A 20,316-nucleotide genomic window follows, 5' to 3' on the forward strand; every position below is an offset into this window, starting at 1 on the left:
GCACCTCATCGGCGAACGCCGCTTGGGCGACGGTGCGGGCGTTTTTTGCACGCAGCGCCGCCCGGACTAGGCGGCCGACGCTTCGGCCACAACTGCCTCCGGCGATGCCAACGGCGTGATATAGGAGTAACCGGTGGTCGTGTTCTTGGTGACCGACAGCACGAGTTGCATGGATGGTTCGAGGGCGGTGACCTTGTCGAGCGGAGCTCCGACGATGAGTTGAAAGCCGAGGCCCTTCCACGCGGCGACGGCTCGACCAGCGAATTCAGCGTCGGATTTGACGAAACCCTCGTCGAGAAACACCGGCGCGAAGCGCGGCCGGGTGCGGCTTTCATCGCCAAGCTGAAAGCGCAGGGCTGCGCCGACCACGAAGGCCACAAGCTCCTGCGACTCACCACCGCTCTTTCCGCCGAGGGACGAGTAGGTGCTGACGCGGGTACCGTCTTGCGTCACACGAACAGCCGTGATCTCGACGTGCTGGCGCACATCGAGCAACACATCGCGCTGGGAGGTGCTGGTGCTGTCAGAACGCCGAATCACAGCCATGAACTGCTGCAGCCGGGTGAACCGATCCTCGGTTTGATCGTCGGTGAATTGCTCCGTCGCACCGGAGGAGAGCGCTTTGAGCTCCTTGCGGAACGAGGTCGCGTCGTCTCGGTGCAGTCGGCGCAGCGAAATCTGTAAGCGGTCCCGGGTCGCGCCGAACGGCAGGGTCGCGAGGATCTCATTGATGGGCCGCAACCGGTCTTCGATCTCTTCGATGGCCGTGTTGAACGCACCGGTGAGCGGCACGAGGTCCTGCCCGCTCCACGCGGAGAGCCGGCGTTTCCATTCCTGGCGACGCTCGGAAAGACCGAGGGTGCGGATGGCGTCGAGAATATCGGTGTAACTCGTGACCGATTCGAGCGCGACACCGATATTCGGGTCGGGCCAGCGAGCCTGGTACGTCTCGAAGATACCGATCATGGTGGCGCGGTCGCGGGCGGCACCGTCACGATCCTGCGCCGACTGGTTGATCAGCCGCTCACGCAGGCGTTTCAGGCCGCCGGGGAAACCGGCGAGGTCGTTCTGGTCGGTGACGCGCGCGAACTGCTCATCGAGGTGCAGAGAATGTTCCGGCGACAGGGTCAGCGCGCCGCTGTGTTCGATCTGTTCGAGTCGATCATTCACCGCGTCCTGTGCGTCGACGATGTTACCCTGCTCGTCATTGAGCACGGCCCCGGCCTGCTCGGTGCTGTGCTTGAGTTTCTGGGCAGCATCCAACTCGAGGGCGAGCCGGGCCCCTTCGTTACTCAGAGCGCGCAGAATATCACTGCTGGCCAGCATCCGCTCTTGTTCCGATTTCTTGCCCTGGATGCGTTCGGCTGCTGCCGCGACGTCAACGGTCAGCCAGTCGGTGTCGAGAATGTATTGGTGAGCGACCTGTCGGTCGCGCAGTGCACCGAGTTGCTCGGTGACAGCGGATGCCCGCCCCGCTATCGTGTCAGCGGCCAGCCCCTGCGCGGCCAGCTCTACGGCGATGTCATCGAGCCGGGCCCGGCTGGAAAAACCGATGATCGACTTCTGGCCGGTGTTCCAGCCATGGGCGCCGCGGGAACCGTTGCGCGTCTGCCCGCTCGGCGTCACCCGTGCACCCTCACCAACCAGCTCGGACGGGTTGGCCACGCAGAGCGCGTCGAGGCTCGACGACTGAAGGCGCGCCTGCACCCAGCTGCTGAACGGCGAGTCCTTCAGGTCGAGCTTGCCGGACACATAGCGGGCGTCGCCGGTCACGGCCTGATGCTGCTTCAGGGCCACACCCTCGAAGTGGATGCGCAGAGGCAGCTGCAGTGGATCGATCGCCGCGCTCAGGTGTGCAAGGCGCGTCTCATCAACGAGCAGAACCCGAACGACCGACGACAGGGTCACCTCGGCGGCCTGCCGCCACTGTTCCTCACCGGCGGTGATGTCGATGAGTTCGGCCACGAACGGCAGTTCCTGGGCCGGAATTCCCGCCGCTTCGGCGATCAGTAGCCGGGCCTGGTGCAGGGGCTGTGGCACCAGGCTTTCCCGCCCGGTCAAAAATACGCGCTCTTTTTTGAGGGAACGGATGCCCTCCTCCACGGGGTACGCCTCACGCTGCAGTGCCGCGCGCGTCGCCTCCAGGGCAGATTCGGCGGCGGCGAACCCGGCGGTGGAGCGGGTGGCCTCCCGCTGGGCGGCTGCGAAGCTCGCAGCGGAATCGATCGATGCCGCCAGAACGTGCACCCTTTGAGCGAAACTTTCGTGGTCCCGAGCCACAGTGTCGCGTTGGTCGCTGAGGTGTACAAGCTCGGTCTGCAGCCGTTCGAGCACGTCGCCGCCGTTGTCGCGCTCCTGCTGTTGCAACTCGACAACCCGGACTTTCAGCGCGGTCTCGGCGTCGCGCGCCTCTACGAGGGCGGTCTGGTTGTCGCGGCGGGCTGCTCGGTTGGTATCGGCGGCATTCTCGAGCAGGGTGTGCTCGGTGAGCAGCTGCCACAGCACAAACGGGGTGTCCCCAGCCCGGTGCACCCCGAAGGTGTCGACCAGTTCGGCCTTGGCGGTTGCGACCTGGTAAGCCTGCTGCAGTTCGGGCAGGCGTTCGAGCACCTGGGCCTTCTGCGCTTCGGTGACCATGGCGCCGTAGGAACGTTCCAGGTCTTCGAAGTGGTCGACCGCTTTGTCGGCGGCAGCGAAGGTCGCAGGCTCTTCGAGCACCATCGACTTGTAGAGTCCGTCGACCGTTTTCACCTGCTGGCCGGCCTGGATGCGGGCGAGCAGCCGCAGGGCCTTGCCGCCCTCGCCGTTGGCACCGATACCGAGCCGGGTGTACAGGGTTTGGGCGAACGCCGCGTAGGTATCGAACACGTCGAGGCCCTCGAAGCGGGCCTTGAGGGCGCGCTTGTCGAACCGGTTCTCGGCGCAGGAGGCCAGGTCGCGTAGGTCTAGGCATCCGTCGGCCGTGGCCATTTTCATGGCGACGTCGGCGAATTTATGGGCGCCACGCGGTACGTAGTAGGCCCGCAGCACGGTGAATCGGCGCTGGTTGTCGTCGATGAAGGTCAGGCCGATGGCGCCCCAGGTTGCCTCGTGTGCGCCTCGCAGCACCTGGTCGGTCAGCTCGCCGGTTGCCGCTTCCCGGTTGGCGTCGGTCTTGCCGCGCAGGTAGGTCATCAGGTTGCGCTGGTCGTGGCTGCGGGCACGGCCCGACCCGGCATCGTTCGAGGCACCGTTGAACGGGGTGTCCGAGGGCATCATCAGCGCCAGGTAGGCGTCGAGCAGGCTGCTCTTGCCGGTGCCGGAGGCACCGGAGACGAGCGTGGCCGCGGCACTGAAGTCGATCGTGTGGTGACCGTGAAATCCGCCCCAGTTGACCAGTTGCATGGATTCGGCTCGCCACTGGGTAGTGCCCTCGGTGGCGCCGTCGATGTAGAACAGCGGGGAATCGTTCATGCGAGGGGCTCCAGGGGCGAGGCGGCGAGTGGTTCGGGGTCGTCAGCACGGTTTTCCTGACGCAGCCAGTCGAGCAGTTCGCCGAGACGTTCCACCGACAACAGCACTTCGATCACGGCCGAGATGCGAAACCGGTCTGGGTCGCTGGTCTTCAGCAGCACCCTCGCCTTGGCGAGACTGTCGACCGCAGCAGCGGCCTTTCGGGCGTCACCGGACAGGTCGGTGGCGTATTCCGGGCGAAAGTGCGCAACGTTCTCGACCAGGTTGTCCCGGTCGACGAGTACGATCTCCTGGCCACTGGCCCGTTCACTGCGAAAGCGCTGGCGCAGCAGCACGAGCAGAATTGTCTCCTCGCGGGTGTAGGCCACGTCGTGCAGCAGCGTGGGAAACCGCTCGCCGCCCTCCGCGAGGGCCTGCCGCTTGAAGGCGACCTCGTAGTGGTGGTCGACATGCAGGTCGAGGAAGACGTCGTTGAGGCGGGACTTGAGCAGGCTCTGCGACTCCAACAGGGTCTGCCATTCGGCGGGTTGCAGGGCCGCCGAGATATAGCGGTGTTTCAGCAGCAGCACGAGGGTGCGACGCTGCTCTACGCTCAGCCCGCCCTCGTCGCCCTCGAACAGGGACAGGGTCTGGGGGTCGCTGTCGATGGCGGTGCCCTCAGCCGAAAAGTCGTCAATCATGCTGGGAACCCAAATTCTGGGCGGCCAGGGCCGCCGTGTCGTCGTCGGTCAAGATGCGTCGCGGCACGTCGAAGACCCGCATCGAGCCATCCGGTCGTATCGCTTCAAAACTCTCCAGGCTTACCGGGCCGGCCGACGTGCTCAGCTGCGCGGCCAGTTGGAGCAGGCCGAGAATCTCGACCGGGCGGCGCAGGCTCGCGCCGAAGCTGTTGAATGCGCTGCCAACGGATGCCGCCTCCCCCGCCGCAACAGCAGCCACGAGGGCGTCGCGCAGATCTTCGAGCAGTGGCCCGCCCTGCAGGCGCAGGTCGCCCAGGCTCGGTGCTGCCGGCGCAGCGTCCGACACATCGGCCAGCGCGGGCGGCCCCAGGTGGGCAACCGGATCGTAGAACCGTTCGCGCAGGTGTTCCACCTCGAGAGTGCCGGGCATGAGCTCGGTGGTGACAGTGGAGCGTGGGCCGGCGGTCTGCATCCAGACGGCGAGTTCGCGGTTGACACCCCGCAGCACGAGCTCAAGCTCGCGGTCTTTCACCACGTCGTGGTTGACGATGTGCTCGCGCAGGGTGGTCGAGAGCCCGGTGCGCTGGGTCAGAACGTCATCGATACCCTTGCGCAGCAGCGTCACCGTGCTCATGAAGCTGCGACGTTCGTTCAGGCTCAGTTCGAGGGCGAACGGATGCAGCAGGATCGACTCCAGATCTGCCTTGAGCCCCTGCATGAGCGTGTCGTTGCGCAGCAGGGTGAACGCACCCTCGAAGGCGCGACCCTCAGCCGTCGACGACATGAGGGCATCCGTTTTGGCCAGGTAGTCGTCGAGAACCTCGCTGATGGGTCGTTCCTCGCCGCGAAAGTCGTTGACGATCTGCCGGTGCATGGCCGCGACCGATTCCTCGACCCGTTTGAAGTCGCTCGGGAGTTGCTGGATGAGGTCGATGAGGTTTGCGTAGCCCTCGTGCATCTGCTCGTTCGAGGCCGCTTCGACAGCGCCGCCGCCAGCGAGACGATCGCGCTCGCTGGTCAGTTCATCGATCTGCTGGTCGAGGCGGCGAACCCGCTCTTCGCGATCGGGGTTGGCCTCCGTGGCCCGGTGGCGCACGGTGTCGACGATTGTCGAGAGTCTGGACTCGCTGATCAGCGCCCGATCGCGGGCGAGGCCGTCGACGAGAAGCAGGGCTTCAAGGGCGTGGCTGGTGAGTGAGTAGTGCTCCACATTCTCGTCAGCGCTGCCGCCGCCATTTCCGCCACCATTTCCATCGCCCAGATCGCGCACTTCGCGGTACAGCCACAGGTCGTTCATCCACTGCACGCACAGGGCACGGCCGGTCTTCTCGGGGGCGTCGACACCGGTGCTGCGAAGGTCAGCGAGGTAGGCATCCACTTGGGTATGCAGCAGCTCGCAGGCCACGCTGCGGCGGTCCCGGCTGAACGAGCTCTTGAACACCGCGAGCACGAACGGCGCCCATTTGCGGTCGAGTAGGCGCAAAGTCGGTTTGTCGAAGGCTTCGCGTACCCGCGCCAATTCGCTCGCAATATCACTCAATAGCTGGTTCCTCTCCAGCTCTCCACTTTAACCGACTGGATGGGTTGCCCCTGACCCGCTCAGCCGAGCAGGCTCGGCCTCTTCCAATCGCCGCCGTGCACGTGCTGGTCGAGAAAGGCGAACACGGTCTGGTACCAGAGAACGGCGTGCTGCGGCTTCAACACCCAGTGGTTCTCATCGGGAAAGAAGAGGAACTTGTGCTGGGTACTGCCGTCGGCAGTGGCGTGGTGTTCGGCGAGCTCCGACCACAGTCGCAGGCTTTCGCCGATCGGCACCCGGTAGTCGTGGTCGCCGTGAATCACGAGCATGGGCGTGACGATGTCGCGCACGGCCTGGTGCGGCGAATTGTCGACCATGCCTTGCGCGGAAAAGATGCTCTGCCAATACTCGGAGTTGTCGGTCGTGCCACTGAACTGGTCGAGCGACCACAGACTCGCGTGGCTGACGATGGCTCGAAACCGGTCGGTGTGCCCGGCGACCCAGTTAGCCATGTAGCCGCCGAACGATCCGCCCATTGCCGCCGTCAGGGTCGCGTCAATATCGGGGCGGGCCTCGGCGGCGTCGGTGATCGCGAGCAGGTCGGTGTACGGCTTGGCGCCCCAGGCGTTCCAGCCGCGCGCGATGAACTCGAGGCCGTACCCGGTCGACAGCGCGGGATCGGGCAGGAGCACCGCGTAGCCGCGGGCCACGGCGAGCAGCGGGCTCCAGCGCCAGCTCCAGGCGTTCCAGCTGTTCAGCGGGCCGCCGTGGATCCAGAGCAACAGCGGGGCCGGATGCTGCGCCGAGGCCTGCGCAGGCAGCAGCAGCCAGGCCCGCACCCGCGCTCCGTCCTCGGCAAGAGTCTCGACCTCGGTGATCGTGCTGGGAACGTCGGGCAGCGCGGCCGGTGTGGCCAGCGTGGTGACGGTGCCGGAACGGCTGATGCGCACCGGATGCGCCGGTGCGATCCAGGAGGAGCGCAACGCCACGAGGTCACCGGACTGGGCGTCGACGCACACGTCGGTGTAGGTGAAGTCATCGGTGGTGAGCTGTTCGGGGGCCCCGCCGTCGAGCGGTACCCGGAAGATGGGTCCGCGACCGTTGTGGTCGGCGGTGACGATGAGGGCTGGGCTGGATTCGCCCGGAACGCCGCCGTGCGGCGCGTCGAAGACCAGGCTGGTCGGCCAGCGATCCCACTCGGCGGCGAGGCGGCGGGGGTGGCCGCCGTCGAGGTCGGCGACCCAGATTTCCTGGTCAGCCGGACCCTGCGGGGTACTGACAGCGGACCGCACGAAGGCGATCAGTCGACCGTCGAGACTGACGGCCGGTGACTCGAAGTCGACCTTCGGTTCGTTGAACAGCGTGGTCTGGGTGCCGGTCGAAACGTCGATCGAGACCAGAATGTACCGGCCGGAGCGCTGCTCGGCCACCCGCCGGGCCACGATGAGCGTTGATCCGTCGGGGGTCAGGGCCTGGCCGGCGGTGTCCATGGTGCGGCCGGGGGTAGGGGTGAGGTCTCGGGGACGTGGCAGATCGGCCGGGTAGGGAGCGGGGGCATCCGTTTCGCTGTCGCTGTTTCTGGCACGGTCGCTGTCGCTGTCGGGAGTGGTGACGGTGTCATGCAAGTCGGTGAGGTTGAGGGCGAGCAGGTGCGGCTCGGCCGGGCCGAGGTCGTGGTCCCAGTAACGCACCGGGTAGCTCTCGTGCAGAATGGCCACGACCTTCTTGTCGGCGCGCTCCTTGCGTGCGACGCCATCGGATTCGAGGTCGGTGGCACTTGGCAGCAGGTCGGCGGCGATCACGAACGAATTGGCGGCCGTGGCGACCGCAGCGATGCCGGATACTCCCCCTGCGAGGCGAGTGATAGCGCGGGCCTCGCCGCCGGCGGCGGGCAGCAGCCAGAGCTGGGCAGCCTCGGTGTCTTTTTCTGCAGCGGCATCGGGCCGGCTGGAGACGAACAGTACATCGCCCGCGGCGGTGAAAGCCGCCCCGGATTCTCCCTTGGCCGACCGGGTCAGGCGGGTCGGAACACCGGTACCGTCGGAGCAAACCGACCAGAGTGCCCGCTCGTAGGTCGTGCGATCACGGGTGAGTGTGGCGACGGTCAGCACGACGCGCACCCCGTCGGGCGAGAGGGTGAGACCTTCCACGCGGGGCAACGCGATGTAGTCGTCGAGGCTGGAAAATGGCGTGCTCTGGGACTCCGATGTCATGGTTGCAGGCTAGCCGATGCGGAAGCGCAGTCTCGTGCACACCATGAGTGGCAAGGTTCGTCTTAGGTGCGCCAGTACGGTTCGGGGCTGGGGGTGTTGGCGCGGTGACTTCGGGCGGGGCGCCAGGTTTGGGTGGGGTCCCAGAGCAGGGGCCCGCGTACCTGGGGTCTGCCATCGATCATGCGCATGTTCCATCCGCTGGTGTCGATGGTGTGGTGGTGGAACCAGCAGAAGAGGACGCCGTTGTCGATGTTGGTGGGGCCGTGTTTGTGCCAGGGGATGACGTGGTGGACTTCACACCAGCGGGCGGGGATGATGCAGCCGGGGATGATGCAGCCTTCGTCGCGGGCACTGATCGCAGTGCGTTGTGTGGTGGTGAAGCAGCGGACGGTGTCGCCGAGGTAGAGGATGGTGCCGGTGGTGCCGGTGGTGCCGAAGATGATGTGTTGGGCGCCGCCGGCGCAGATGGCTTCCTTCACCCGGCGCATGCTGATGGGGGCTTCGACGCCGTCGATCCAGCCGACACCGCGTTCGTTGTCAAGGTCGGTGGCGTTGATGTGGATCAGGACGGTCGGGGCAGCGCCGCCCATGGTCGGGGTTTTCGGATCGCGCGCGGCTGCTTCGAACACACAGCGGAGGATGTCGGCGCGTTTCTCTCCGGAGGTGCGGGAGTCGCCGTCGTAGCGAGAATCGCCGCTGAACGGATCGGCGCTGAACGGGTCGTCGATGTTGAGACCGTCTAACTCGCTGCCGCTGTCAGTGCCGGGTGTGGTGGGTTCGAACCGGGGCGTGCGAGACCGGGCTGACAGGTAGGTGTCGAAGAGGGTGTCCATGATGCCGCGCAGCTCGGGGGTGACATCGGCGCGCAGTGGGTAGAGGCCGTGGCGCAGCAGCCCGAACGTCAGCGTGCTTTTCGCTTCGACGGTGTCGTCGTTGGGGGCGGCGCCGTCGGGATCGAGCCGGCCCTGCCATTCCAGGGCTTGCGCCCGCAGCAGGTCGGGGGTGAAACGGATGCCGGCGCCGGGTAGTCCGGCCGTTTCCGGGGTGATCGCGCCAGTCGCGGAGGCGACCAGGGCACGTTCCACCCGGTCCAGGTCATCCTGCAGCACTTTCCCGTGCAGCGCGGTCAACGTGCTGGCGATGATCTCTGCCGCTTCCAGGCCGAGCTCGCCGCTGACCAGTGCTTCGGCGATGACGGGGTACCGCGCTGGTACGGGCAGGCCCATCGGCGTACGTTCCACGACGGTCTCGCCCAGCTTCAGACGGCGTTGAGCTTCGCGGCTGGAGATACCGGCGAGTTGGGTGATGAATTCAACCCGGTTACGGCATCCATTCTGGTAGGCGAGGGACCCGTTGCCCCGGTCGGCCTCAGCGCGCACGCCGATGTCGGTGGTGGCTCGTAGCCTGGCACCATCAACCTTGCGGCCGAGTTCTTCCAACGCCGCCAGTACCGCGATGGCTTCAGCATCATCCAGGTGACCAAACCGTGTTTCCTCCAGAACAGAGCCCAGCAATGCACCAGCCTGACCGATGACGAAAACCCGAGAACCCTCAGGTTCCGGCGCGGAGCCGGGTGCAGCGGGCGGGGCGGTGAGGGTCATGGCGTCAATGCCTCCTTCACCCACAATTATAGCCCGAATCGCTCCTGACGACGAGGAAATCTCAGTAAATAGCGAAGGTTTTTTGCGAGTTGAATACTAAGGGCGATCACCGAAGCCTGCCCGGCACGACGACTCAAAGATCCGGTGCCCGGCTTCGTCTTCGATGTCGTTTCCCTGACCGCGTGATCAGGTCAGGGTCGTCAAAATCATTCGTGACCGAGCGGCGCTTCCCCGACCAGGTAGAGCCGCTGCGTGGCCCGAGTCATCGCCACATAGAGCGCGCCGGCGCCACGCTCGGAGGCGGCGAGAATGGCAGCCGGGTCGACGACGATGACCGCGTCGAATTCCAGCCCCTTGGCATCCTGCGGCGTGAGCAGCGCGATCTCGCGGCTAAGGCCGAGCGCACCAACGCCGAGCAGATCGCCGAATTCAGCGCGCAGGGTAAATTCAAGGTCGTCGAGAGCGGAGTCGTTGACGATCACGGCGAGGGTGCCACCGGTTCCCAGCGCCAGGTCGCGGCGTACCGCGACCGCGGCATCCGCTACCGTTTCGACCGGCCACTCGCTCGACCGCACCGTGCGGGAGCGCGTGATCGGCAATTGATGTGACATCGCTACCGTCTCGGCCGCCGTAGCGATCTGGCTCGGCGTTCGATAATTCACGGTCAATTCTTCGAGCCGCCAGCGGTCAGCTTCGGGCGAGCCGTCGAGCACCGGCTGCAACGCCTCTTTCCAACTGGCCGATGCCGCAGCACTGGCTGCCTGCGCGATGTCACCGACGATCGTGAACGACCGGCGCGGACCACGCCGCAACACCAGCCGCCACTGCATCGGGGAGAGTTCCTGGGCTTCGTCAATGACAACGTGGCCGTAGGTCCAACTGCGATCCCGGGCGGCACGCTCGCTGGTGGTTGCGCGTTCATCGAGTTCGGCGAAACTGGCGGCGAGGTCTTTGGCATTGACCAGGCCCTTCACCTGCATGTTCTCAATGGCCGTTTCGGCATTCTCCACGTCGCGCTTACGCTGTTCCTTGAGCGCACGCTTCTTCGCCTGGTCGACCGCGTTGTATTCACCGAGCAGCTCCGCCGCCTCATCGAGCAGTGGAATGTCGGCGATCGTGAACTCGGCCGTGCGCGGGCGGGCCAGCAGCTTGCGCTGGGCGAAACGCCAGCGCGGAGTGAGCTCCTCCAGCCACTGCGGCCGCGCATAGAGATCTTGCACGAGTTTTTGCGGCGTGAGCGGCAGCCACGCGGTGTTGAGCGCGATCCGCACATCGTCGGCCAAGCGTAGGTCTTCGCGCAGCATGGGCAGATCGGTGTCGTCCATCGATCGGCCCTGCTTCTGCAGTTGCTCGAGCCAGACCCGGGAGAGAGCGTTGATAGCGGTCTTCACAAAGGTCACTCGTGCCTCGTTGTGATTCTTGCCGGTGCCGCGAGCGCGCGCGATCGCATTGGCGACGAGCTCGGGCTGCAGCACGATGCGGTCGCCGTTCACGACGAGCTGCTGCGGGGCGGACGGGGTGCGCTGCCTGGAGAGCACGGCTCGCGCGATGAGGTCGGCCATGAACGCCTGGCCTTTGAGGGTTGCGACGGCCGGGGCATCCTCTCTGGTCGCTTCGACTCCGGGAAAGAGTTGGCCGACCGAAGCCAGTACGACACCCGTTTCACCGAGAGAGGGCAGCACAGCCTCGATGTACTGCAGAAATGAACGCGACGGGCCGATGATGAGTACGCCGCTGTCCCGCAGCCGATCTCGGTGGGTGTACAGCAGGTAGGCGGCGCGGTGCAGCGCCACGGCGGTCTTCCCGGTGCCGGGGCCGCCCTGCACGACCAGAACACCGGCCAGTTCCGAGCGGATGATGCGGTCCTGCTCCGCCTGAATGGTCGAGACGATATCGGACATGTGTCCGGTGCGCTGCGCGGTGAGCGCCGCGAGCAGGGCGCCCTCGCCCTGGTGTGTGCTGGCATCAGGGTCGGCGAGCAGGGCGGCATCGAGAATTTCGTCTTCGATGCGGATGATGGTGCGCCCCTTGGAGAGCAGGTGACGGCGGGCCCTGGCGCCGAGCGGCGTGGCGGCGGTGGCCTGGTAGAAAGCGCTTGCCTGCGGCACACGCCAGTCGAGCAGCAACGGCTTGTGATCTTCATCACGCAGGCCTACCCGGCCGATATAGCGGTAGACCGAGTCGCCGGAGTCGTCTGGCATGGTTTCGAGTCGGCCAAAGGCCAGTCGGTCATCGACCTCGCGCAGTTGCACGATACGGTCCTCGTAAAGGCGAGCGAAGGTGTCGCGTTCGCTGCGGGATTGGTGGTTACCGCCGACGTCTTGGCGGCGCACCGCTTTGAGCTGGCCTTCAGCCTCTTCCTGCAGCGCGTCGAGCCGCTCATACAGCGCCCGAACATAGTCCTGCTCTCGAACAAGCTCCTGGTCAACCACGAATACCCCTTAAACCCAAGCCTCTAGTTTAGTCGCGGTCAGCGTGGGCCACGCTGCACGCCTGCGCGTCAGATTGAGCTGCCCGCGAACGGTCACCCAGCTCGCCAGCACGGCGTCGGCATCCGCTCATGTGTCGAATGTTTACGTGCCTGTTCGCTTATTGTCGACGGCTGGAACAAGCTGTGGTCATGTCAGTCATCAAGGTCGCACCGCTGGAGCACATCCGGCGCGAGCGCAGCAGCATCAAGTGGACTCGGTTTCCCGCCGACGTACTTCCCTTGTTCGTTGCCGAGATGGACTACCCCCTCGCTCCGGCCATTGTCGCCACCCTCGTGGAGCGGGTTCAGGCTTCGGACACCGGTTACCTCGACGGCCCCGGGCCGCTCGCTCCGGCCTTCGCCGCATTTGCTTTGAACCGCTGGGGCTGGACCGTTGACCCCAGCCACGTGCACCTGGCAACCGACGTGAGCGTCGGCATCGTCGAAGCCCTCCGCCTGGCCGTCCCGGCCGGCGGACGAGTTGCGATCACCCCGCCGGTCTACCCGCCGTTCTACGAACTCGTCGAAGAGGCCGCGGCATCCGTTATCGAAACACCCCTGCTCGAGCAGGGCGACAGTTGGGTGCTCGACCTCACGGCACTCGAAACCAGCTTCGCCGGCGGCATCGACGCTTTTCTGCTCTGCAACCCGCACAATCCGCACGGCATTGTGTGGCAGCGTGAGACGCTCGAAACACTGGCCCGGCTGGCGGCGCAGTACGACGTGTTCGTCATCTCCGATGAGATCCACGCGCCGCTCACCTACCCGGGCGTCACCTTCACGCCGTTCGCCCCGCTGGCCCTGGCCGCCGGCGCCCGCGCGGTCACCGTGACCTCGGCGAGCAAAGGCTGGAATGTGGCCGGGCTCAAGTGCGCGCTCGTCATCGCCGCCGATGATGCCACCAATGACCTGCTGAACCGGCTGCCCGAAGAGGTGGCCTGTCGCACCAGCATCCTCGGCCTGCACGCCAACATCACCGCCTTCTCCTGTACCGACTGGCTCGACAATGCCATCGATCAGATTGTCGACAACGATCGCCTGCTTGCTGAACTCCTGCGTGAACACCTGCCCACTGTGATCTACCACCGGCCGCGCGCCAGCTACCTCGCCTGGCTCGACCTGCGCCACCTCGGCCTCGGCGACAGCCCGTACCAGCGCATTCTCGACGACGCCCGCGTCGCCCTCAACAACGGTGAGTGCTTCGGCCTCGGCGGCCAGGGGTTCGCCCGCCTCAACCTGGCCTGCTCGCCCGACACCCTGCGCGAAGCCGTCGCCCGTATCGCGGCGCTCGTCGCACGAGTTCAAGCCACAACTGCCGCTTTGCCGACGGCGGCAGCCGTCTCATGACGATCACGGATGCCCCGCTCCAGCCCGACACCGACGCAACAGGAAGTTTCATGGCCACGCCAGCACCAACAGCAACTTCACGCAATTCTGACGCCGCCGAAGTGGTCGCGCCGATCACTGATTGGGACGCCTTCAGCTTCGACACCCGCCAGGTTCACGTGGGCGAGTATGCCGACGAGAACCGTGGCGCGCGCATTCCGCCGCTCACCCTGAGCGCCGGGTATGTCTTCGACTCCTTCGACGACGGGGCCGCTCGGTTCAACGGAGGTTCCCGCGAACCCATCTACTCCCGGCAGGGCAACCCCACCAACGCGGTCGCCGAACAGCGGCTCGCCTCTCTGGAGGGCGGCACGGCCTGCGTTGCCGTGTCTAGTGGACAGGCCGCGATCAGCGCCGCACTGTTTGCCTTGGCCGAATCGGGTGAGCACATCGTTTCGACCGCGAGCATCTACGGCGGCACCCGCATTCTGCTCGGCCGGAGTTTTCGTCGCATGGGCATCGAGGTGGACTACGTCTGGGACACCAACTCCGATGCCGCCTGGGACGCGGTGATTCGGCCGGAGACCAAAGCGATCTTCACTGAAACCATTCCGAACCCGCGCAACGACGTCGTCGACATTGCCCGCGTCGCCGCCGTCGCCCGCCGCCATGGCATTCCGCTCGTCGTCGACAACACCGTCGCCACGCCGTACCTGATTCGCCCGTTCGAGCACGGCGCCGACATCGTCGTGCACTCCACCACCAAGTTTCTCAGCGGCCACGGCGCGGGGGTGTCGGGCGCCATCGTCGACGGCGGCACCTTCGATTGGGCGGCGAGCTCCCGCCGCTACCCGCTGCTGACCGACTCGTTGCGCCCCGGCCTGCCGTCGCTGCTCGACCGGTTCGGCCCCGCCGCTTATGCCCAGTACGTGCGCGAAGCTGTCGTGAACGATGTCGGCCCGTCGCTGTCGCCATTCAATGGGTTCTTGCTGCACCAGGGTATCGAAACCCTGTCGCTGCGCATGGAACGTCACGTCGACAACTCCATTGCGATCGCGCACTGGCTCGAAGAACAGCCCGAGGTCGAGGTCGTCGACTACGCCGGCCTGCCGAGCAGCCCGCTGCACGAGATCGCGCAACAGTACTACAACGGCCGTACCGGCTCGGTATTCGCCGTCACTGTCAAGGGCGGAACCGAGGGTGCCCGAGCGTTCACGAACGGTCTGCGGGTGTTCAGCCGCATGACCGGTATCGGCGACACCCGCTCGATGGTGCTGCATCCGCTCACCACCACCCACGCGTCCTTTGCCCCCGATCTGAACGCACGCCTCGGCATCACCGCCGGCATGCTGCGCCTGTCGGTGGGCATCGAATCGCTTGATGACCTTCTGCTCGACCTCCGCGGGGGGCTCGACCGAGTCGCCGGCATCCTCTAAACGCTAGGTATTCTGAGTTCATGAACTTCATCGCGCCATTTTCTTCTGCGCCCACTCGCACGTTTGCCACCCTGGGAGCGCTCGTTCTGCTCGCCGTTCTGAGCGGATGCGCCGGAACTGACTCGGGAGCCTCCGCCGGCTCGAGCGCATCCGCGACTGCCGCCCCAGGTACTGACTCGGCTGCAACGGATGCCGCGCCCGCGGACTGCGCCGGCGTCGCCGTCGTCGTCGACTTTGGCCTGCTCGACGCCGATACGATCACCAAATGCGTCGACGCGACAACGACCATCTCCGCGAGCGACGCCCTGGAAGCTGCCAACGTCACGACTGAGGGCACCGTCGAATACGGCGACATGGTCGCCTGCCGAGTCAATGACCGCCCGGCCGCCGACGAGACCATCGAGGTCGAGGGGCAGGCGCCATTCACCGAAAGCTGCGCGACCATGGCGCCGATGCACGCCTACTGGGGCATCTGGGTGCAGCCGTCCGCCGAGGCCGACTGGGAGTACGCACCGGTCGGACTCGGTGAGCTCGAAATCGAGCCCGGACAGTCAGTAGGACTTCTCTTCACCACCACCGGCATGGAAACTGCCACGCCCGGCAGCTAATGTTTCGCCTGCGCCTAGCCCCGCTACGCGCGGCAGTCGTACTCGCGGTCGGCTTCGTGCTGTTGCGGGTCGTCTACCGGGTGTTCTTCGGCGGCGCAGGGACAGGCCTGGGTCCCGTACTCCTGGAATTTCCCCGGCTGCGGCTCGACGGACCGTTCAGCCACATCACGCTGCTGGGCCCGATCACCCTGATCGGGCTCGGCAACGCCGCGCTCAGCGCACTCCCGGTCGCCGCCGTCATCGTCTTCTTCGGCGTGCTCAACGCTGTCATCAACGTGCAGGCCCTGTTCGCACGCGGTGCCGGTCGTGGGCCGCTACGCGCAATCTCCCGTTCGCTCGTGATCGCCTGGGCCACATTTCCGGCGTTGCTCGAATCCGTGCGCCGCGTGCGGGTCGCCCGCTCCCTGCGCGGAGAACGGTCGATCGCGTCGCTGCTCGTGCCCGTCTTCGAGCAGACGATCGAGCGCGCTCTCGCGCTCGCCGCATCGATGGAGACCCGCGGATTTGCAGCCACCCGCGTCGTCCCAGGCGTCTGCGAGGCACCCGTGGTGCTAACGGATGCCGGTTTAGATTTCGGCGCAGACTGGCACCTTGACGAGCTCAACATCACGCTGCGATCCGGCACCCTGACGGTCATCGTCGGCGCGACCGGGTCGGGCAAGACCAGCCTCCTCCACAGCATGAGCGGCCTGTTCCAGCACTTCTACGATGGCACCCAGCACGGTCGCATCGACATTGCCGGCGCCGACCGGTCGTCGACTCCCCCACGCGACACCGCCGGTTTCGTCGGGCTCGTCGCACAGAATGTGCGGCTCGGCTTCGCGTCCGAAACGGTCCACGACGAGATCGGCTTCGCCTTGGCCGTGCGGGACGTCGCAGCATCCATCGTGCACGCCCGCGTTCTCGAGGTGGCCGCCCGGCTCAAAATCGAGCACCTGGTCGACCGGCCCATCGAGCAGCTCTCGGCCGGCGAAGCCAGCCTCGTCGCCATCGCAGCGGCCCTCGTGAATAACCCCATCCTGTTGCTGGTCGACGAACCGCTCGCCGACCTCGATACAGCCGCCCGCGACCGGGTCTGCACCGTGCTCGACCAGCTCGCCCACGAAGCCGGTGTCTGCGTCGTCATCGCCGAACACAACACGAGCGAGTTCGCATCGACAGCGGATGCCTGGCTCCAGATTCGAGGTAGCCGAGTACACCACCTCTCCCCCGAAATCGGCGCGACGATGACAACAGGCCGTGACGCAGACGCGAACGGCCGGCGCCCCGCCGATTCGCCCGCCGTTTCCCCCACCGTTTCGTGGGACACAGCACGGCTATCATTCGGAAGCGGCGCGGGCATGGCAGCGGCGGCACAGAGCCCGACACTGGACATCGGCCCCGCGCCTGTGATGCCGCTTGCGAGCATCCGTCGACTGAGTGTTTGGCACAAAACCGACCTGGTCGTCAACGACGTATCTTTCGACGTGCAGGCGGGCGAACTCGTAGCCCTGCACGGTAGTAACGGCGCCGGCAAGACCAGTCTGCTGCGGGCGATCGCGCTGCCGACCGCTGCCGACACCGTCATCGTCGCTGGGCGAGATGTTCGATCCCGCAAGCGGCGAACGCGCCGGCAGTCCGTGGCGCTCGTACCCGAGAATTTCGACGACCTGCTGTTTGCGATCACCGTGGCCGAGGAATGTCGCCGCGCTGATCGAACGCTGCGCGAACCGAATTTGAGGCGCGGTCTTCGAGCCGCCACGCATACCGAACGCAGCACAGCAGCCCTTTTTGCCCATTTACTCGGCTTCCCTACCCCAACGGATGCCGCGCCCTTGTTGCAGCGCCACCCGCGCGACCTCTCGGCCGGCGAACGCCTCTGCCTCGTCATGGCCATTCAACTCGCCACCCGGCCGGCCCTGCTCCTCGTCGACGAACCCACCCGCGGCCTCGACCAGACGGCACGTGCGCTCGTGAGCGCGGCGTTGCTCACGGCCGCCGGTGCGGCCTCAGCGGTCATCTTCGCCACCCACGACGACGACTTCGCGCAGGACCTGGCCACGCGCACCCTGCATATGCAGGCCGGGCGGCTCGCCGCGCCGATCGAGGTGCTTTCATGACCGGCGAATCGACCACCGCCCGGGAGAACGCCGTTCGGGAAAACGCCGCCCGGGAGAACGCAGCCGCCGCCAAGATCGCCCGCAGCGACCGCCCCCGCGAGCGCACGGATCAGGCGCGGCCGCGCCGCAGCATCCGCTGGACGGAGGGGATTCTCGGTGGCGGCAGCCTGCTTGCCGTCGCCGCGTTCGCCTGGCCGATCTTCGTCGGCGCCGTGCCGGCCGACGCGCAGGTCGCGGTTCCGATCGTGGCGTTCGCGCTCATCCCGGCACTCATCGTGGCCCTCGCGCTCACCCTCGACCGCGAGATGTATACGGCGAAAACCGTCGCGCTGCTGGGAGTACTCTCGGCCGTCGGCGCCGCGGTTCGCATCGCCGGCGCCGGCGTCGGTGGAGTCGAGGCGGTGTTCGTGCTGCTTATCCTGGCCGGGCGGGTTTACGGGGCCCGGTTTGGTTTTCTGCTCGGTCTGCTCACCATCGCGGTGTCGTCGCTGCTCTGGGGCGGCTTTGGTCCGTGGACCCCGTTTCAGATGTTCGCCTGCGGCTGGGTCGGCGCCGGTGCCGGGCTGCTCCCCCGCTGGCAGAACGCGACTCGGCGAAATTCTTCCGGCCAGCGAATGCGCGCCACCGTCGAAATAGCCCTGCTCGCCGCCTATGGCGTGGTCGCGTCCTACCTGTTCGGCTTGCTGATGAATCTCTGGTTCTGGCCTTTTGCGGTGGGCAGCGGCACCGGCATCTCCTACGAAGCCACTGCCGACCCCGGCTCGAACCTCGCCTCGTTCGTGCTTTACTCACTCGTCACGTCGACGCTCACCTGGGATACGGTGCGCGCCATCACGACCGTGGTCGGCATCACCTTGGTCGGCCCAGCCGTCCTCGCAGCCCTGCGGCGAACGAAGATATCTCCCCGCCGTCGACCAGGTGGCCGCTGTCAGTATGGGGAAGGCGAATTCAATGGGTCGTCGCCAAAAGATCACCGCACGTTCGTCATCGACGGTCACCTCTTTGCCTCAGACATTCAGTAAGAACACCGGCAACACCGTTACCGGGACACTCCCCTCATCTTCACCGATTGCAATTGATCCACGACGGGGGCGACTTTGGAGTTTCTGAGTATGGGCACGGTTGCGGCTATCAGGAGGACGAGGGCCACTGCTGCGCCGATGATGAATCCCAGACGGGGCTCTATGGCGTCCATGGCGAACCCCATCACTACGGCGGCAACGGCGGCGCCGGCGTTGACTGCCGTGTTGATCCAGCTCGATGCCTCGGTGCGCACCTCTGCAGCGGTGAGGTCGTCAGCGAGTAGGTAGCCGGTCACGAGCGACGGGGCGAGGAAGAAGCCCACAGCAGCGAGTCCGAAGCCGAGGACCACGACAAACTCAATTGTCGTGAGAAGTGCGCACAGCGCGGTCATGACTGTGACCAAGATGAGGAGTCGTTTTACGAGCGAGCTCCTCCAACTTCGCTGGCCGTAGAGCAGGCCTCCGACTGCGCTTCCGGCGGCAAAAGAAGCGAGAAGGATTCCGGCCAGGCCGACCGATCCGTGTCTGTCGGCGACTGCGGGTGCGACTACCTCCACTGTCCCGAGTATGACTCCCACGCCGAGTAGCGCGATCAACACTGCAACGAACCCGCTCTGTCGTAACGGCCGTGAACTCTTCCGGGGGGAAGCGGTGACGGCAACGTGCTCTCGCGATAGCGAGCTGCTGGTCATGCCGAGGGTTCCGGTTAGCGCCACCGTGGCGGTAGCGAGCAGTCCGACCGGCGGCGATGCCGCACTGAGAATGGCGGCCGCGATCAATGGCCCCGTCGTGAACAGTAATTCCTCACAGACCGCGTCGATGCTGTACGCCTTCGTTCGCAGCGCTCCTGGCGCGGTCAGTGAACCCCAGAGCACACGCATTGAGGCGCCGAGCGGTGGCGGGAACAACCCGACAATGGCCGCCAGTCCAATGAGCGCCATTGACGAAGGGTCGGGCTGGGCTGTCAGCGCAGCAATGCCGCCGAGACCGGCAGCGAAGGCGATGGCTAGCGAGTTGAGTGCGAACCGCTGTCCGCACCGGTCGACGAATCGTGCGCGGTACGGGGAAGCGATCACGTTCGCGAGCCCGAAAGCCCCAATGGCCGCGCCGGCGGCGGCGAAGGAATCCGTGCTCGCTTGCACCGCGAAGAGCAGCACCAGGGTCACCATGGCGAATGAGAGTCGTCCGACGAGTGCGGGGACAAAGACCCTGAACGCGCCGGTCGTGCGCAGTACCTCGAGGTAGCCGCTACTCATGTTCGCGGGCGGTGTCGTGGTTTACGACTTCGAACACTGCGAGGGTGGCACTCATGCGGATCCCTTCTGGTGTAGCGGGGGGCACAGCCTCATCGTGGATGATTTTTCCGATCTCGCGTGACTTGTCGCGGATACGTTCCCATGCCTCGCGGGAGACGGTGACCTCCGCCTCGGTGAATACGAATTCGGATTCTGACAGGTAACGCGCGCTGCGGGCGATCAGCTCTGCGGCGAGGGAACCCATCAAAGCTTGGTGCTCGTCGACGCGTCCCGAACCGAGCGCTTCGCCGCTCGCGGGGTCATGTCGGTAGCGTTTGGCGGTCCCGCCGCGAATATTCATCTCCTCGACCAGCTGCACGAATCCCGCCTGAGCCAAACGACGCAGGTGGTAACTCACATTCGCTTGGCTCTCGCCCAAGACACGCGCCGCCTCCGTAGCGCTGAGAGCTTCTGCAGTCAGAAGTGAAAGCAAACGCAGGCGCAACGGGTGAGCTACGGCCCGGAGGCCATCGAGATCATAGGGATTGGTGGCATCCGGCATGCCCACACGATATGCCCAACAACCCGCAACCTCCAAATTGTTCTTTTGCGGTCAACGCCCAACGAGAATTCTCACCGCTCGCTACCGGGACG

The 20,316-nt window shown here is 65.9% G+C and carries 13 protein-coding genes; 5 read left to right on the forward strand and 8 right to left on the reverse strand.

The genetic code is table 11. The annotated features are described in order from the left end of the window. Positions 1-66: 66 nt before the first annotated feature. The 6 genes from CXY72_RS15315 to CXY72_RS15340 all read right to left on the reverse strand — a co-directional run bounded on the left by CXY72_RS15315 (position 67) and on the right by CXY72_RS15340 (position 11,898). Positions 67-3,453, reverse strand: coding sequence for an ATP-binding protein (locus CXY72_RS15315; protein WP_104128520.1), 3,387 nt, complete (start codon positions 3,451-3,453; stop codon positions 67-69). Continuing rightward, positions 3,450-4,133: a DUF4194 domain-containing protein gene (locus CXY72_RS15320; RefSeq protein WP_104128521.1), complete on the reverse strand. Its 684-nt coding sequence runs from the start codon at positions 4,131-4,133 to the stop codon at positions 3,450-3,452. Before CXY72_RS15320 ends, CXY72_RS15315 begins: the two co-directional genes overlap by 4 nt. Continuing rightward, complete coding sequence (locus CXY72_RS15325; protein ID WP_158252598.1) at positions 4,126-5,673, reverse strand: DUF3375 family protein; 1,548 nt, start codon at positions 5,671-5,673, stop codon at positions 4,126-4,128. Before CXY72_RS15325 ends, CXY72_RS15320 begins: the two co-directional genes overlap by 8 nt. A 59-nt stretch (positions 5,674-5,732) precedes the next feature. After that, positions 5,733-7,865 carry a prolyl oligopeptidase family serine peptidase gene (locus CXY72_RS15330; RefSeq protein ID WP_104128523.1) on the reverse strand — a complete coding sequence of 711 codons (2,133 nt, stop codon included), beginning with the start codon at positions 7,863-7,865 and terminating at the stop codon, positions 5,733-5,735. 62 nt (positions 7,866-7,927) lie between these two features. After that, positions 7,928-9,466, reverse strand: coding sequence for an HNH endonuclease signature motif containing protein (locus CXY72_RS15335; protein ID WP_104128524.1), 1,539 nt, complete (start codon positions 9,464-9,466; stop codon positions 7,928-7,930). Positions 9,467-9,672: 206 nt separating this feature from the next. Further along, on the reverse strand, positions 9,673-11,898 hold the full coding sequence (locus CXY72_RS15340) for a UvrD-helicase domain-containing protein (RefSeq protein WP_104128525.1): 2,226 nt from the start codon (positions 11,896-11,898) through the stop codon (positions 9,673-9,675). A 188-nt stretch (positions 11,899-12,086) separates the two neighbouring features. On the opposite strand from CXY72_RS15340, the gene CXY72_RS15345 reads away from it, so the two are divergent. From CXY72_RS15345 to CXY72_RS15365, 5 genes are read left to right on the forward strand one after another with little or no spacing between them, the layout of a single operon-like run. Continuing rightward, positions 12,087-13,283 (forward strand): MalY/PatB family protein, encoded by a 1,197-nt coding sequence (locus CXY72_RS15345; RefSeq protein WP_104128610.1) that lies wholly within the window; start codon positions 12,087-12,089, stop codon positions 13,281-13,283. Continuing rightward, positions 13,280-14,698, forward strand: a complete 1,419-nt coding sequence (locus CXY72_RS15350) for an O-acetylhomoserine aminocarboxypropyltransferase/cysteine synthase family protein (protein ID WP_370446269.1) — start codon at positions 13,280-13,282, stop codon at positions 14,696-14,698. Before CXY72_RS15345 ends, CXY72_RS15350 begins: the two co-directional genes overlap by 4 nt. Before the next feature lie 20 nt (positions 14,699-14,718). Then, positions 14,719-15,306, forward strand: coding sequence for a hypothetical protein (locus tag CXY72_RS15355; RefSeq protein ID WP_104128526.1), 588 nt, complete (start codon positions 14,719-14,721; stop codon positions 15,304-15,306). Further along, positions 15,306-17,405: an ATP-binding cassette domain-containing protein gene (locus tag CXY72_RS15360; RefSeq protein WP_104128527.1), complete on the forward strand. Its 2,100-nt coding sequence runs from the start codon at positions 15,306-15,308 to the stop codon at positions 17,403-17,405. Before CXY72_RS15355 ends, CXY72_RS15360 begins: the two co-directional genes overlap by 1 nt. Then, on the forward strand, positions 17,402-18,427 hold the full coding sequence (locus CXY72_RS15365; RefSeq protein WP_104128528.1) for an ECF transporter S component: 1,026 nt from the start codon (positions 17,402-17,404) through the stop codon (positions 18,425-18,427). The genes CXY72_RS15360 and CXY72_RS15365 overlap by 4 nt, the downstream gene beginning before the upstream one ends. Before the next feature lie 17 nt (positions 18,428-18,444). Here CXY72_RS15365 and CXY72_RS15370 read toward each other — a convergent pair whose 3' ends face one another. After that, entirely contained in the window at positions 18,445-19,683 is a 1,239-nt protein-coding gene (locus CXY72_RS15370; RefSeq protein WP_104128529.1) for an MFS transporter, read from the reverse strand. Further along, positions 19,676-20,224, reverse strand: coding sequence for a helix-turn-helix domain-containing protein (locus tag CXY72_RS15375; RefSeq protein WP_104128530.1), 549 nt, complete (start codon positions 20,222-20,224; stop codon positions 19,676-19,678). The genes CXY72_RS15370 and CXY72_RS15375 overlap by 8 nt, the downstream gene beginning before the upstream one ends. Positions 20,225-20,316: the final 92 nt, after the last annotated feature.

The sequence above is a fragment of the Cryobacterium sp. Y57 genome, assembly GCF_002929505.1.
Lineage (GTDB): Bacteria > Actinomycetota > Actinomycetes > Actinomycetales > Microbacteriaceae > Cryobacterium.

Excerpts from the sequence above, each read along its gene's own strand:
- CXY72_RS15365 (WP_104128528.1), top strand. The coding sequence starts at position 17,402 with ATGACCGGCGAATCGACCACCGCCCGGGAGAACGCCGTTCGGGAAAAC.
- CXY72_RS15370 (WP_104128529.1), bottom strand. The coding sequence starts at position 19,683 with ATGAGTAGCGGCTACCTCGAGGTACTGCGCACGACCGGCGCGTTCAGG.
- CXY72_RS15320 (WP_104128521.1), bottom strand. The coding sequence starts at position 4,133 with ATGATTGACGACTTTTCGGCTGAGGGCACCGCCATCGACAGCGACCCC.
- CXY72_RS15335 (WP_104128524.1), bottom strand. The coding sequence starts at position 9,466 with ATGACCCTCACCGCCCCGCCCGCTGCACCCGGCTCCGCGCCGGAACCT.
- CXY72_RS15315 (WP_104128520.1), bottom strand. The coding sequence starts at position 3,453 with ATGAACGATTCCCCGCTGTTCTACATCGACGGCGCCACCGAGGGCACT.
- CXY72_RS15350 (WP_370446269.1), top strand. The coding sequence starts at position 13,280 with ATGACGATCACGGATGCCCCGCTCCAGCCCGACACCGACGCAACAGGA.
- CXY72_RS15330 (WP_104128523.1), bottom strand. The coding sequence starts at position 7,865 with ATGACATCGGAGTCCCAGAGCACGCCATTTTCCAGCCTCGACGACTAC.
- CXY72_RS15355 (WP_104128526.1), top strand. The coding sequence starts at position 14,719 with ATGAACTTCATCGCGCCATTTTCTTCTGCGCCCACTCGCACGTTTGCC.
- CXY72_RS15360 (WP_104128527.1), top strand. The coding sequence starts at position 15,306 with ATGTTTCGCCTGCGCCTAGCCCCGCTACGCGCGGCAGTCGTACTCGCG.
- CXY72_RS15345 (WP_104128610.1), top strand. The coding sequence starts at position 12,087 with ATGTCAGTCATCAAGGTCGCACCGCTGGAGCACATCCGGCGCGAGCGC.
- CXY72_RS15375 (WP_104128530.1), bottom strand. The coding sequence starts at position 20,224 with ATGCCGGATGCCACCAATCCCTATGATCTCGATGGCCTCCGGGCCGTA.